13 protein-coding genes are annotated in these 14,803 nt (G+C 55.7%); 1 reads left to right on the forward strand and 12 read right to left on the reverse strand.

Translation table 11 applies throughout. The features are described from left to right. Positions 1 to 6 precede the first annotated feature (6 nt). From DW089_RS07920 to DW089_RS07970, 12 genes are all read right to left on the reverse strand, one after another. A complete protein-coding gene (locus DW089_RS07920) occupies positions 7 to 1,848 on the reverse strand; it encodes a DUF2194 domain-containing protein (RefSeq protein ID WP_118287042.1) in 1,842 nt (613 codons plus the stop codon). Next, complete coding sequence (locus DW089_RS07925) at positions 1,841 to 2,737, reverse strand: hypothetical protein (protein ID WP_118287043.1); 897 nt, start codon at positions 2,735 to 2,737, stop codon at positions 1,841 to 1,843. Before DW089_RS07925 ends, DW089_RS07920 begins: the two co-directional genes overlap by 8 nt. After that, a complete protein-coding gene (locus DW089_RS07930; protein ID WP_118287044.1) occupies positions 2,734 to 4,875 on the reverse strand; it encodes an NAD-dependent epimerase/dehydratase family protein in 2,142 nt (713 codons plus the stop codon). Before DW089_RS07930 ends, DW089_RS07925 begins: the two co-directional genes overlap by 4 nt. Positions 4,876 to 5,096: 221 nt before the next feature. Then, positions 5,097 to 5,258 carry a hypothetical protein gene (locus DW089_RS11485; protein WP_160101811.1) on the reverse strand — a complete coding sequence of 54 codons (162 nt, stop codon included), beginning with the start codon at positions 5,256 to 5,258 and terminating at the stop codon, positions 5,097 to 5,099. After that, positions 5,224 to 6,660 carry a hypothetical protein gene (locus DW089_RS07935; RefSeq protein ID WP_118287045.1) on the reverse strand — a complete coding sequence of 479 codons (1,437 nt, stop codon included), beginning with the start codon at positions 6,658 to 6,660 and terminating at the stop codon, positions 5,224 to 5,226. The genes DW089_RS11485 and DW089_RS07935 overlap by 35 nt, the downstream gene beginning before the upstream one ends. 36 nt (positions 6,661 to 6,696) lie before the next feature. After that, the gene (locus DW089_RS07940) at positions 6,697 to 7,572 is read right to left on the reverse strand and encodes a DUF2971 domain-containing protein (RefSeq protein ID WP_118287046.1); all 876 of its coding nucleotides are present in this window, start codon (positions 7,570 to 7,572) and stop codon (positions 6,697 to 6,699) included. A gap of 166 nt (positions 7,573 to 7,738) precedes the next feature. Beyond that, positions 7,739 to 9,211, reverse strand: coding sequence for a glucose-6-phosphate isomerase (locus DW089_RS07945; RefSeq protein WP_118287047.1), 1,473 nt, complete (start codon positions 9,209 to 9,211; stop codon positions 7,739 to 7,741). 223 nt (positions 9,212 to 9,434) lie between these two features. Continuing rightward, positions 9,435 to 9,974 (reverse strand): flavodoxin family protein, encoded by a 540-nt coding sequence (locus DW089_RS07950; RefSeq protein WP_118287048.1) that lies wholly within the window; start codon positions 9,972 to 9,974, stop codon positions 9,435 to 9,437. 164 nt (positions 9,975 to 10,138) lie between these two features. Next, positions 10,139 to 10,687: a nitroreductase family protein gene (locus DW089_RS07955; RefSeq protein WP_118287049.1), complete on the reverse strand. Its 549-nt coding sequence runs from the start codon at positions 10,685 to 10,687 to the stop codon at positions 10,139 to 10,141. Between the two features lie 21 nt (positions 10,688 to 10,708). Beyond that, complete coding sequence (locus DW089_RS07960; protein WP_118287050.1) at positions 10,709 to 11,572, reverse strand: alpha/beta fold hydrolase; 864 nt, start codon at positions 11,570 to 11,572, stop codon at positions 10,709 to 10,711. Next, entirely contained in the window at positions 11,569 to 12,075 is a 507-nt protein-coding gene (locus DW089_RS07965; protein ID WP_118287051.1) for an HD domain-containing protein, read from the reverse strand. Before DW089_RS07965 ends, DW089_RS07960 begins: the two co-directional genes overlap by 4 nt. Positions 12,076 to 12,085: 10 nt before the next feature. Further along, a complete protein-coding gene (locus DW089_RS07970; protein WP_118287052.1) occupies positions 12,086 to 13,237 on the reverse strand; it encodes an iron-containing alcohol dehydrogenase in 1,152 nt (383 codons plus the stop codon). 117 nt (positions 13,238 to 13,354) lie between these two features. Between DW089_RS07970 and DW089_RS07975 the strand changes: the two genes are divergently transcribed. Next, positions 13,355 to 14,206 (forward strand): LysR family transcriptional regulator, encoded by an 852-nt coding sequence (locus tag DW089_RS07975; protein ID WP_118287053.1) that lies wholly within the window; start codon positions 13,355 to 13,357, stop codon positions 14,204 to 14,206. Positions 14,207 to 14,803 lie beyond the last annotated feature (597 nt).

Genomic DNA, 14,803 nt, shown 5'->3' on the forward strand with positions numbered 1-14,803 from the left:
TCCTTTCTAGTTTTTCCAGTAGATCCGGGCCACCGGATCCGTCACTTCCACAAAATACACCCCGTCCTCCACCTTGTTCACCCGGCAGCCCTGGACATGGTCCAAGGTTCGCTGGGAACGCAGCAGGAAGCGGGCCGACCGGATATAGTTCCGGCAATGGAGCACCAGCATTTCAGGAGACCGCTCCACCCGGTAATCCAAATCGTAATACGTGTCAAAATAGGGCAGGCTTTCCGACACCGTTACCGCCTTCAGCCAGGGATAGCGCTGGGACAGCTCCCGGACAAAGTCCTCCAGACTGTCGTGCATCTGTTTCCAGGACAGCTTGGCACTTTCCTCGTAGAACATTTCGTCCGGATGGATAAAATGGTTGAAGACCCCCAGGTCATTGATGGCGCTGATCTCCCCGTAGACGGCGGACTGGTCCGGCACATACCCCGAGGAAATCCGGGGAATATCGTAATACCCGCCCCGTTCCCGGCGAAAGTCCTGGTAATAGGCGTGCTCGTCCGCCGGCCCATCATACAGGGACGCAAAAATCTTCAGTTCCGGGAACACTTTTTTCAGGGCGTCCTTGCCCATGGGGCTAAGAATATTGGAAGGCGGCACGTAAACTTCAAAACTATATTCCGGATAGGCCTGGTACACATACCGGCGCAGCTCCGTTAGGGCTGCCTGGATATCTTCTTCGCTGGTCCAGGGCACGTAGTCCGGCTCATGGTCCTGGTAGCCCGGAGGCACCAGAGGCTGGTGATTGTACCCGTGCAGGCCCATTTCCCCGCCCATGTTCAGCAGATCGTGGCCATAGACCACCAGCGCGTCCCGGGCATTCCGGCCGTTTTGCGGGTCAAAGGGCGGATGCACCCGGTCATTGTAGCTTTCAATAATGACCCCGGTAAACTTGATTTTTTCCCGCTGGGCCAGCTGCTTCATAAACGGCCACCAGGCCTTCCGGTAAAAGTCCGAGGTGGACAGTCCCGTTTCCTGGTAGATTTTTTCATAGTAGCCCTCCGGCACCGGTGCCGGGAAATCGTCGATAAAGAAAATCTTTACCCCCACCACCGGATATAGGGTGTCCGTACCGCAGTGGGCCAGCATGGCCATCAGGATTCCCCGGTTGGACTTGTCCTCCCGTTCCACCCCGTTGTAGAAATACATTTCTCCCTGGCCCAGGGGTTCCTGCCACACCAGGGGCACGCTGCCGCTCCGGTCGGTGATATGGACCACCGCCTCCGGGCCCAATTCCACAGGCAGTACATAGGTATTGTAGGACCGGCCGGTGACAATTTCTTCACCCTTGGCCCCAATGAGAAAATTGGTGCGCATGGATAGGCCCGTCACGCTTTGGGGCTTTCCGTTCCCCTTGAGGCCTGTTATGCCCAGCTGCCGCAGGGTTTCCGGGGCCAGGGGCTTATCCCCGCCCAGTTCCAGCTGCTGGAGCACCACCAGCGTTCCCCCCTGCTGCACATATTGCAGGATCTGGGGCAGGGCCGCAACGGCCCCCAGCCGGCCAGTAGTTACCACAACCCCCTGGGTATCCTGGGGAATGGCCATGCTTTGCCGCAGGTCCACACTCTCAAAATGTTTCTTTTTGGCCTGGAGGGTCCGTTCTGCATTGTGCCGGCAGAACATACTCCGGACACTGGTGGGATCATAAATGACGATATAGTTTTCTACCGGCAGATTTTCCACCTGGCTCCAATCCACCTGCACCGGCAGATTTTCAATCCGGCGGAACTTGTTGGCCGCCGGGTTCAGGTGCAGGAAGCCGTCCAGCCGGGTATATTGGAAAAAGCACCCCAAAAGGACCACCACAAAAAACAGTGCGTAAATTCCCCGCTTATTCATGGTGCACCTCCCGGTCCCAGTACCGCAGCACCTTCAGAGCCTCCGGCGACAGCGCCTTGGGCAGTGCCTTCAGTTCCTGGATGCAGGCCTGGAGCGCTTCCGGCTCCCGTTTGGCCTGGTGCAGGCGGATTTCCATCAAAATGGGCCGCTCGTCGTCCGGGTGACTTTCCCTGAAGCTCCGGCACACCGCTGCCGCCTCCTCCATTCTGTGCTGGGCCAAAAGGGCCTTGATTTCTTCTTCGTAGTAAATGGATTTTTCCGGCATTTTCTGGGCCAGCACCTCCAGTACCCGGATATAGGCTTCCTGCTGCCGGGCCCGGGTAGCTGCATCTCCGTAGCCGCTGGACAAAAACCGCTTCAGGCACCCAGCGTACCGGTCCATCAGTTCATGGTTGTCGGGAGCTGCCGTCTTTAGCTGTTCTTCCAGTTGGTGGATTTTCTCCCCCAGGCTTTCCATTTTGGCCGTCAGCAGGGACACGGCATAATAGGCAATTTCCCGATCCTCATCCTGAATGGCCCGGCGCAAAATGGCCTGGTTGGTGACCACATCCTGCTTGATAGAATCCGTAAAAAGCTGCCGCTTCAGCTGGGAATTACCCAGCAGATACACATCATTTAACGGCACCATATTCCCGTTGTAGTCCCGGTCCCCCAGGGCAAAGTCCGTCCCCGGGTCCCGGTCTTCCAGGGTATGGCCCCCGTTGATGCCAAAAAAGGTGGAAAATAGCTGTACCAGGGTAAGCAGCACCACGCCGGCCACGGGCACCAGCAAAACAATCAGCAGTTCTGCCAGCTTCTGGTACCGGTTCTTGCCGGACCAGTGCAGATAGCCCCCGTACAGGACTGCCGTCAGGGCATAAAGGCCCCCAAACAGTTCACTCCCGGTCATAGGATATCCCTGCTTTCTCCCGTCCTGAGGCCAGCCTTTTCCAGGCGGTCCCGCACCAGCTTCAGGGTAGCCTCGGTGCAGTCCGGCAGCAGTACCCAGGCTTTGTTTTCCCACAGGCCAATAAAGTCCTCGGCCCGGGTTTTTCCTTCCAGCAGGGTATCCAGCTGTTCGTAGTCCCCGCCCTGGGGCGCCGCCACCTCCAGCAACTTGATGGCATAATCCCGCTGGAGCTCCCGGCGCTTCCGGTATTCTTCCCGGATTTTGGCAAATTCTGCTTCCTTGAGAATGCGAGTTCCTGGCAGGCACCGAGCTTTTTGGGTTTCCAGTTCCCAGGCATAGGCCCGGGCCAAAGAAGACGACACCAGCCGGGCCGTAATGGAAAGCAGATTCTGCTGGTACAGGCTCCACTGGTCAAAATTCAGGTCGTACACCTGGATTACTGCCCAAACCTGCCCCTGATACAAAATGGGAGCCGCCAGGTCTGGAGCATTGGCGCTGAGCTCCCGGTTCACAAACAGGCTCTTGCCGGCCAGTACGGACTTCAAATATGGATAATCCGCCACCTTCAGGGACCGGGACTGCTTCAGCGTGTCCTGCCCCACCCGCACCTTTTGGCGCAGATACTGCCGGTTGTGGCTCACCACGTAGATGATCACATTCTCCACGTTCAAAATCTCCGCCGTTACCACCGCCGTCTGGGTGTACAGGTTTTCCGGTTCCGCCGAATCCAGTTTCTGCAAAATATAGTACAGCCGGCCAATACTGTCGTCTGAGTAGACGATTTGCCGGTACAGCTGGTCCTTTACCTGGACATTTTCTTCAAACAAATTCCGTAAAAAGGCATACTTCTCCTGGTCGTGCTTTTCCTGCCACTTGGCCGCCGCCAGCTTAAAGTTTTCTTCTTCCCGAAAGTATGCCGTTACCATCCCCACAAAGGCATAGGATACCAGATGGATCAAATGCTGGGGCAGGTACAGCAGCGTCAGCAGGGTGGAATCCAGCACCAACATCCGCCGGGCAAAAATCAAAACAGAAAACAATACCGCAATCAGCGCCTGTCGCTGGCCGTAGAGAAGCCCCATCACGGCAATATATACATAGCACAAATCAAAACCCGTCAGGCTGCTTACCGTGTCCCCCTGGAGATACTGGAACCCCAGCATCAGGAGCGCTCCGGCCACATTTTCCGCATAGGGCAGCCGCTCCTGGTTGAATCGGTCCTGCCAGGAATGGTGCTGCCGTTTTTCTGCGTTCTCCTGTTCCAGCCGCAGCGCTTCCTGCAAGCTGGCATAAATGCTCTGCAGCCCCGTCTTTAACGGCTGCTTTGCCCGCCAGCCAATTTCCCGGGCTGCCCGGTCACTGTTCAGCTGGGCCTGGCCGTAGGGCTGGAACTGGTCCGGGTCCACCTTGGGCAGGTACGGTACAAAGGTAGCGGCCAATTGGCAAAACTGGTCATAGGTCAGTCCCTGGCCCGTACCCAAATGCAGCAGGTCGCCCTGATAATCCCGCTGGAGCAGCTGGATAATCCCGTAAAACAGATCCTGGGTGGCCAAAAAATCCCGGGGATATTCCTGGTCACACCGGGGCATCAGGGTATTGCCTGCCACCGCCCGGAAAAAGCTTCCGATAAAGCCACTCTGGGCCCGCTTGCCCGGCCCGTACACCTCCGGCACCCGCAAAATCGTCAGTTTCAGCTTGCTGTATTTTTTCCAGGCCAGTGCCAGCGCTTCCAGCCGGGCCAGCAGCTGTCCATGCTCCTCTGCCGGGTTGGGTGCCAGTTCTTCCGTGGCATCTTGGGTTCCCGGGGCAAACACCTCAGCCCCGGAAATCAGGAGAATCCGGTCCACCTTGCTTTTTTCTGCCAGGGACAGGATTCTTTCCAGATGGGCAGCCGTATCCGGTCCCTGTGCCGCCCGGAGATTCACCAAAAGCAGATTGGGTTTCTGGACCTGAAAGACCTGGGCGGCCCCCTCCTCCATTACGTCCACCTGATACGTCCGTGCCCCTTCATATGTTCCCGGGTTCTTACCCAGAAACAGCACCTGCCAATTTTCCTTCTGAAACAAATTGGAAAGGTTCAGGGCCACCGTTTCCCGCATTCCAATGCACAATACCGTTCTGCGCCTAGCTGCCGTCATGGACCCGCCTCCTTTCCTTTATCACCAGTTCAGTGCCCAAAAGGGCCCCTGTTTTTTTCCTTGCCGGCATTTTCCCACCAGCCGTTTTCCCTTAGCTCCTTTCGTCAGTCCCCTGGATTTTAGGAATATTTTTCAGGAGACTCACTAAGAGAAACGGCATTCCTGTATTTTAGCAACAAACATTCGTTATATTATACTTCTAATCATTCTACCATAGTTGACTAGGAGTTGGCCAATTCTTTTAACGCTATCCCCTGCCAAAAAGAATAAAAAGCGAAAGAAATTCCTTCTTTCCAAATAAAAACGTCAGGGAAAAATGCTTCCATTTTTTCCCTGACGCGTTCTTCTTTAATTACACAGCTGGTGGCTCCAGCCCAAATCATGCCACTGTTCTTCCACCTGCTGGGCCACTTCCTGGCACAAAGCATTGCCGCAGTGCAGCGCCGCATGGACCAGGTCTTCCCCCACTCCGGGGAAGCCATACAGCTGTCCCACTACCATAGCCAGCTGCATATAGGCCAGTTCCAGCTCCAATTCGTCGCCGCCCGGCTGCACCCTTCCCGCTGCCAGGGCTTCTAACGGCAGTGCCTTTTCGTACAGCCCCGTCAGCTCCTGATTGTTCAGCTGGTCCGTGGTTAACGCATAGGACAGCAGTTCCACATTCCCCAGCGGGTCTTCCCGCACCAGCTTTTCCGCCGCCGGGTGGTAGGGCAGTTCCAGGGCCCGGGCCAGTTCAAACCCTTCCCCCTGCTCCATGGCCTTGATTACCACTTCCGCACAGGCGAAGGTGGTCAAAAGCTTGCCGCCCTTGGTGACCAGCCCCGTCATGCCCGGCTGGTCCTTGTGCTGCTCCCCGAACTGGACCACATGCCAAATGGTCTGGTATTCCTTCCAGCTGAGCTTCCGTTCCAGGGCCTGTTCCAAATAATGGTTCAGCAGCCCCAAGGGATCCGGCCACTCCGAAATCCCCGGAATGGGCTCATCCTGGAGCAGCCCTTCAACCAATACGCTGGCCCCCCGGAAGGCTGCTTCCGAAATTTTCTCGGCCTGGCGCAGCACCTCATCCAGCTTCACATCCGTGGCAATCATGAGAGCCGTATATTCCGGGTTCACATCGTTGTCCCAGCCCTGTTCCAACATCCAGTGCTGTACCTCCGCAGGCTCCGGATCCAGCACTTCCATGGCAAAAATCCGGCCCCAGCCATACACGTGCTGAATCAGCTCAAAAATCATTTCCTGGGAATCATCCCACTGGACCATATTCCGCAGGGCAAACAGCGTGAATTCATTGCATTGGGCCAGGTCCAAAATCTGGCGGCCCACTTCCATATCGTATTCCGAAGGATAGTATTCCAGCAGGGTAAGAGCAAACTTCACCAGCTCAATCCGGTCCGTTTCCACTAACAGATGCTTGGCAAAATAAATCAGGTCGCCTACCACAGCCTGATCCTGCTGGCCGATGAACTCGTGGACCATGCCCACCAAAGGATTCATCAGCTCCTCATCTTCGTCAAAGAAGGCATTCAGGGCTTTCAGGGCTTCTCCAAACTGCTTGTCCCGCAGCTTTTCCAAAATCTCCAGCAGTTCCTGGCTGGTCTCTTCTCCCGGATCCGGTCCCGTCAGGTTGCCCTCCATAAAACCATCGGCATACACCAGTTTTTCCCCTGGACTGCGCCGATGGGCCCGCAGGGAAAACTCCCGAGGCAGCTTCAGATTGGGGTCCAAATTGTGTTCAATTACTTCATAAATGGAAGGGCTTGGCAGATTCATTACTTTTTCCGTCATCCGAGTTCTCCTTTTGGTTCAGCAGAGTTTCCAGTCCTAGCGATAGGAACTCATAGAAACTCCAATTTCAATGTTTTTATCGTCATAGCCAGAAGCACCCAGAAAAATCTTCAGTACATCCTGATGATTCTTCATCTCGTTTTTCGGCCCGATGACAATCCGTTTGATACAGTCCGCCGCAAAGGGCATCTCCGTATAGGAAATGATTTGATCCCGCTCACCCCGGAACCGGATCTGCTGATAGGCTTTTTCATTCTGCTTTACCATGTTCCCGTTCTCATCTTTCAGGAGAATGGGCAGCCACAGTGCCCGCAGTTCCCGCTCAAATTGAAAGCTGTCGTTTTTGCAGTAGTAGCGCAGGGAAGAAAAAGCCGCATCATCTGCAATGGCCCGGCGAATTTCCGGCCCGGTGAAATGTCTTCCCCGGGTCAGCCGCATCCGGATCCAGTTCTTGGCCAAAGGCATAAACCGTTCCGTATGGGCCTCGTTCATGTAGATGACTTCCTTCAAAAAATACTTGTTGGGGAAATCCGCATTCAAATGCACGCTGTGGGTATCGAAGTTCATCTTGGAGGGCGCAAACCCAATGGCAAAGCCCCGGCCATCGTCCGCATAGGAACGCCATTGGGGCAGCAAATCCCCTTCCGAAGAAAAGCACCCCAGAAAAATAAAGCAGGCCGAATGGTGATAATACAAGTCCCTGGCCTGGGCCATCTGGTCCTGGGCCACTTCTCCGTCCCATACCAGCTCTGCCAAAGCCCGTTCAAACACCGGATCCAGCATCTGATTCTCCCAGGCGTCATTGGTAAATGAAGCCTCTGTCAGCCACAGATTTCGGTTCTTCATAATATTCATAAATCCATCTACAGAACAATAGTGGTAGATGATTCGATCTTCCGCAATGGGTGACATAGTTCAGGCTTCCTTTCTACACGATTCCAGCATAGATTTTATCATATTTTCCCCTGGATAAAAAGGAATCCCGCCGGATTTGTTGACGCAGAAAGCAGAGTTTTGGGCAAAGCAAAAAGACGTACCGTTTTCTAGATACTAGAAAGCGCTACGTCTGTTCTATATTTCAGCTAGGCTCGGGCTTCGCTGCCTGCAAAGGGGGAACCAGTTTCCCCTGCATCAATTTCTTATACACTTCCACCCCGGGCTGATCATAGGCATCTACATTGGCCAGCTCCCCTTCGTAGCCAATGCTCAGCATCAGGAAGTAGAACAGCTGCCCCAAATAATATTCGTTGAGGAGCGGCAGGGAAATCAGTCCGCTTGGCCGGTTGTCCCCGGCCAGGGCCTCCTGGTTGGCCTCCAGGGCCGCCTTCAGGGCCTTCCCCACATCCAGCCCTTCGTACCGATTGTACTCCGGGATTTCCGGGAAAGGATTGTGCAGGGCAATCTTGTCCTGGCGATTCTCCACAAACAGGAACTGCACCACCTTGTCCCGGCGCCCGTCCTGGTGGAGCTGGGTCTGGGCGTGCATATCCGTGGTGCCAATGGCCACCACCGGCGTCCGGCCGTAGAACACCGTCTCCCCGTTCCGGTTCTGCCGTTTTCCCAGGGATTCCGAGAGCAGCTGCACATACCATTCCCCCAGGGCCTTCAGCCGCATCACGTAGGGCATGAAAATCTCCACCGGACAGCCGTGATTTTTGGCCGCCGCATACTTCAGCACCGCATTGCACAGGGCCGGATTATCCCACACGGTGCTTTTCTGGCACCACTGGTCCATATCCCGGGCGCCCTGGAGCAATTTCTCCAGATTCATGCCCAGCACCGCTGCGGTCAAAAGCCCCGGGGTGGACAGCACGCTGAACCGTCCCCCCACACCCTCCGGCACGTCAAAAAGCGGCCACTGGTGCTCCGCCGCCAGCCGGTTGAGGGGCCCGTTTGCTGCCCGGGCGTCCGTCACCACTGCGCCTCCCACCTGAAACAGCTGCGCCTCCCGGTGCAGCGCAGCCCAGAAATGGAGAAAGGCCGCCGTGGTCTCCAGGGTGGTTCCCGACTTGGAAATGGGCAGCAGCAGTACCCGGTACGCCCGGTGTTCCGTTACCTGCAAAAGCCGGGCTGCCAGCACCAGCCGCTCATAGACCCGTTCCAAATCTTCCGCATCCAGGTTGTTGCCGCTAAAGAAAATTTCCGGTTCCCGGCCCTTTTCCTCCCGGGGCCAATAGGCGCTGGCGTGACAATCATACAGCACCTTACCCCCCAGATAGGAGCCCCCTACCCCGCAAAAAACCACCGCATCGTACTTTTGCCGCACCCCCCGGCCAAAGTCCTTCAGTTTCCGGAGCAGCTCCGGGGTATTGGGGTGCCCCTCTGCCACATAGGGCAGCCAGGCATAGTACACCGGCTCCGGGGACCCATCCTTGGACAAATGCCCCTTGGCCAAACCCGCTTGCCGCAACTGTGCCAGCCCTTCCGCCGCCTGCTGCACCCGCTCTTTTAACTGCTCTAGCTCCTCAGCGTCAATGCGGCCTTCCCCCACAAGCCTAGACACATCAAACACAAAACCAGAAGGCAGCGTAAACCGTTTACATTCCTCCATAAAAATCCCTTCCCCCAGCCATATTCGTTATTGTTACTATATCATCTAATATCCCTGCCGAAAAGAGGAAAGTGCCCAACCCTGCAAAACCCTGCAAATTTTGCACCAGTTGGAACAAAGTACCGGGGAATCTTTAGCAAAGTAAAGCAAAGAAAAGTTTGTACGCAACAAAAAAGACCTGGAAAATGAACGTTCATTTTCCAAGCCTTTTCCCTTAACGCCGTTACACGTTCCTGCCCAGTTCCTCTGCTTCCGCAAGCGCCGGCTGGTCCTCTACCTCTCCAGGCAGGGTCACGCCTCCCGCAAACACCGTACCCCGGAGCTGCGCCTTGGCAAAGCAGTCCACCCAGCCCTGGATGGCCGTTTCCGCCCCCTGCGGGGTGGCAGGATCCTCTTCCGCCGCTGCGCTGAGAAAATAAATATCCCGGAACTGATAATCCGCAGGAAACAGCGGGTTGGCCCGGTCCAGCAGCGTCTTCAGCTGCCCGGAAATGCTGTAATAATAGATGGGAGATGCAAAGGCAAGCACCTGGCTCTCCTTCATTTTAGCCACAATCGCCGGAGCAGCATCCTTGAGCACGCATTGCTGGGTCTTTTGGCAGGACAGGCAGCCAATGCAAAATTGCAGCTCCTTGCCTTGCAGGCTCACAAACTCCACTTCATTTCCCGCTTCCTCAGCCCCTTTGGCAAAGGCCCGGGCCAACGCCTCCGAATTGCTGTTTTTCCACAAACTGCTGGAAATCACAAGAACTTTTTTAGACATATTTCCTCCCCCTACAGCTTAACCTCGTTTTTTGTCATCGTATCGCTATATATTATAAGCTTATACCGGTTCTATAACAAATACTTTGCCTTTATGCAGAGTCATGCCTAAAACGTATAAAAGTAGTGACCAGCTGACTTTGTTTTACTTTGTTTTGCTTTGTTTCAGCCTTCCCGGTAGGACAGCAGCGTATCCAGCTCCTTGCGTTTGGGCATGGCCGGTACCGCTGCCGGATGCCCCAGGGCAATCAGCGCCGAAACGGACTGGCCTTCCGGCACCCCCACCACCTGGGCCACCTTGGCCTCATCATAAATGCCCATGACCACCGTTCCCAGCCCCAGCTGGTGAGCGGCCAGGCACAGGGTCTGGGCCGAAATTCCCGCGTCAAAGGACTGCCAATGGGTCCCCTTGGAGGTGGTGAAAGAACCATCTCGTTCGTACCCGGACCTGCCGTCCACGGTGGTCAGCACCACCAGACAGGGAGCGTGCAAAATGGTGTTGTAGTTGCCTTTGAAACCCAGAATACATTCTTCCGCCAGCTGGGTCAGCTTGGCCCGATCATACACCGCAATAAACCGGGAAGTTTGGGTGTTCTTCCAGCTGGGCGCATAGGCGGCCAATTGGATAATCTGTTCCAGCTCCTCATGACTTACCGGCTGGTCGGTGAATTGCCGGACGGACCGGCGCGTTTTGATGCAATCGATGGTTTCCATACTGACTCCTTTGGTTCTTTTTTATTTTGTTCCTTGGCACAAGGGCTTGGCAAACTCCCGGATGGCCTGGGCAATTTCCTCACAGCAGGATTCCAGGGCAAAATGGCCGCTGTTCACCAGTTTGATGACGGCCTGGGGCAGATCCCGCTGGAAAGCCAGCGCCCCAGCGGGGATAAAGGATGGATCGTTCTTCCCCCATACCGCTAGCAGCGGCGGCTGCTCCTTTCGCAGGTACTCCTGAAAGGCCGGGTACAGCTTCACATTGTTTTGGTAGTCGAAAAGCAAATCTGCCTGGATTTCTGCATACTCCGGCCGCTGGGTGTAGAAAATATCCAGGGAATACCCGTCTGGAGACACACTGCCCGGCTCCGTGCCAAAGGTATACTGGCCATAAATGGTCTCCGGGACAAAAGCACTTTTGTACTGCTCCCGGAGTTCCGGCGTGGGATGCTCCCAATACGCCTTCCGAGCGGCCCACTTGGCCCCCAGTCCTTCCTCGTACACGTTGCCGTTCTGGCTGATGATGCCCCGGATCCAGTCCGGATGCTTCCTGGCAATCCGAAAACCAATGGGCGCCCCATAGTCAAACACATACAGAAAGAAAGAATGCAGCCCCAAAGCCTCCAAAAAGCCCTCCACCACTTCTGTCAGGTGGTCAAAGGTATAGGCAAAAGCCTTGCGGGAAGGAATGGCCGATTGGCCAAAGCCCGGGTAATCCGGGGCGTACATATGAAAATCCTGTTCCAGCCGGGGCAGCAGGTCCCGGAACATATGGCTGGCCGAGGGGAAGCCGTGGAGCAGCACCAGTACCGGCTTCTCCGGATTTCCAGCCTCCCGATAAAAAATATCTAGGCCCTGCACTTTGATGGTATGAAATGTTGTCATGATTTCTCCTTTAGACCAAACATGGTATTCAGCAATTTGCGGCCTTCGGCCGTCCGAAAAATCCTATCCCGAAAATTGGCCACAGCCGTCAGCGGCAGCTGCTTTTCGTAGGCATTCACCATAAAAACCGCCTCCACCAGCACCTGGAAAGCCAAACTGTCAATGGCCCCGTACTGGTGATGGTGCCCCACTATAAACTGCACCCGCTCTACCTGCTCCCGGGTATACCCCAAGGGTTCCAGTACGGAAGGAACTTCCTGTACCCCCAGGGCTTCGTGGTATCGCCGGAACGCCGCCCCATGCAGGGCCTCCGCCTTCCGGGCGCCTATATCGTGGACCAGGGCCGTGGTTTCCAGGAGAAACAGTGTTTCTCCGTCCAGCCCCTCCAGCTGCCCCAAAAGCCGGGCCAGGCTGTGCACCTTCAGCAGGTGCTGCAGCCGTTTGGGATCTCCCTGATTATAAATCGCCATAGCAAGCTTCAGCCGTTCCAAGGGTTCCAGCATAAAGGCCTCCTTACCACAATTTCTTGTACAATTCTTTCAGCACGCCCGCATTCAGTACCCGCCGGGTGTTGGCAGGGCTGCCGCTGTCCATGGCATCTTCTGCCATCTTGTCGATTTGGGCAAAGAAAGCCGCCCGGTCAACGCCGTATTCGGCCAAAGTGGGCACCTGGCAGGTCTCGCACAGGTCCCGCACCGCTGCCAAAAAGGCTTCCGCAGCCGCGTGGTCCGGTAAAGAGGCCTCTGCAGCCCCCACGGCCCGGCCCAAGGCAGCAAACCGCTCATACGTTCCCGGTAGGGCGTATTCCAGGCAGACCCCCAGCAGCATGGCGTTGGAAAGCCCATGGGGCACGTGGAACAGCGCTCCAATGGGCCGGCTCATGCCATGGACCAGGGTCACCGAAGAATTGTTGAAAGCCATGCCCGCTTCCAGGGCCGCCATAGCCATTTCTTCCCGGGCCTCAGCATTCTGCCCCTCCCGATAGGCGGTGGGCAGATTGGCAAAAATCCGTTTCACCGCGGACAGCGCCAGGGTGTCCGTCAGAGGCTGGGCCTTTTTGGAGGTATAGGCCTCAATGCTGTGGGTCAGTGCGTCCAGGCCCGTGGAAGCCGTTACCCTGGCAGGAGCCGACAGCGACAGCGCCGAATCTACCACGGCCAGGTCCGGCAGCAGGGCCGCCCCTTTCAGCAGCATTTTTACCTGGGTTGCCGTATCCGTAATAATGGTAAACTGGGTAGCTTCCGACCCAGTGCCCGCCGTGGTGGGAATGGCAACCATTCCCGGCAGCGGCCCGGCAATCTCCTTGCCCAAGTAGTCCGACAGCTTCCCAGGGTGCACCGCCAGCACCCCAATGGCCTTCATGGCATCCAGAGGGCTGCCGCCCCCCAGACCTATGAGAAAATCACAGCCCGCAGCCCGGTATTCCCGGAGCCCTTCCAGAATCATGGTATCCGTGGGTTCCCCGGAAATCCCGTCGTACAGCGCCAGCCCAATACCCTGCTGTTCCAGCAGTTTTTCCACCCGGCCCGCCGTACCGTCCTTTACCGCATGCTTGCCCGTAACCAATAGAGCCTTTTTCCCATAACTTTCCAGCCCGCTGCCCAGAACTTCCAAGGCCCCTTGGCCCGTAACCACCTTTTTCGGAATGCAAAATACTCTGCTCATATGCTTCTCTCCTTTTGCTAATGCTAGTTTACACCCATTCAGGGCTGTGGTATATTATTAAATATATAACCTGTAATCTTATTTTTATATATCACATCAAAAAACAGGAGGCAGACCATGGATCTCCAAGAACTAAAATTTTTCCGGGCCGTCGCAGCTGAAGGCAGCCTGTCCAAAGCCGCCCAAAAACTGAACTACGCCCAATCCAACCTTTCCACCAAAATCAGCCAGCTGGAAAAAGAACTCCATACCGAACTGTTCCATCGCTGCAGCCACGGCGTCACCCTGACCCCCAAAGGAGAACAGCTGCTCCAGTATGCAGAAAAACTCCTGAACCTGGCCGCCGAAACCGAAGCCGTCCTGAAAGACGACGGCACCGCCAAAGGCAGCCTGACTCTGGGCTCCATGGAATCCACCGCCATGACCCTGCTGCCCCCGCTCCTGTCCCGCTATCATGCAGAAAACTCCCAGGTAGCCCTGCGCATCCAGACCGGCACCACCGCCGCTTCCCTCCAGGGCGTATTGGACCATACCCTGGACGGAGCCTTTGCTGCCGGTCCCCTGCGCCACCCTGGGTTAGGCACCAAACTGGTGCAGACCGAACGGCTGGTGCTGGTAACCCCCAAAGGCAGCAGCCGGACCCCTGCAGAAGCCCTGCTCCGCCAACCCCTTCTGGTGTTCCCCCAGGGCTGCTCCTACCGCAAAACCCTGGAAGCCTGCCTGTCCTCCCGGGAACTTCTTCCCGAAAAGATTATCGAATTTACCTCCCTGGGAGCCATCTTGGCCAGCGTCAGCGCCGGCCTGGGCATCAGCCTGTTCCCCGAAGCCGTGGTCAGTGCCTTTGCGGCCGCCGGCACCCTGGACCTGCAGCCCCTGCCCGAGCCCTTTGATACCCTTCCCACCCTGTTCATCTACCGTAAGGACGGCTTCATGGAACAATCCCTGCGCCAGCTTTTGGCTCTTTTGTAATACAACTCTATCATAGCAAAGGAAAGCAAAAAATAAAGAGGCAATAAAAAATGGGGGGGGAAAATAATACTTACCCCCGAAAGAAAAATGGCTTGCGAACTTAAATGAGTTCGCAAGCCATTTTTCTTGTTCTTTATAACTGTATCCTAACAAACTTCCTCAGGCAGTCCTGCGGACTGTCAGCCCCTACAACGCTTGGCGCTCAGCTCCAATTCTCAAGGCTATATGCCGCAGAGAATTGGTTAATATGAGCCGTGTGATAGCGGCCTGCAAAGCGAACCCGCAGGGTGAAGCTGCGCAGCGAGCCGCGAACCACTTTGGCTAGCAGCGAACCGCTCAGGGGCCATTCATAACCGTCAGAACTCCAGTGTTTATCAATACGGGTACTATAACTATAGTTCAGACTTTACTTGACCAGCAGCGGCCTAGCATGCCTCCTTCAAGCGTGGTATGCTATGAATAAAGTAGACTGGCATATAGTTAAACCTCCTGGATTCGTTGAAAGGAGAGTATGTAAAATGTCTATATCGAAAGTCAGTGCAGAGGATAAATTAAAGGCTGTCAAAGCTGTTCTTGCTCATGAAGAATCACCAATGG

It is taken from the genome of Acidaminococcus sp. AM05-11, from assembly GCF_003472805.1.
Taxonomy (GTDB): domain Bacteria; phylum Bacillota; class Negativicutes; order Acidaminococcales; family Acidaminococcaceae; genus Acidaminococcus; species Acidaminococcus hominis.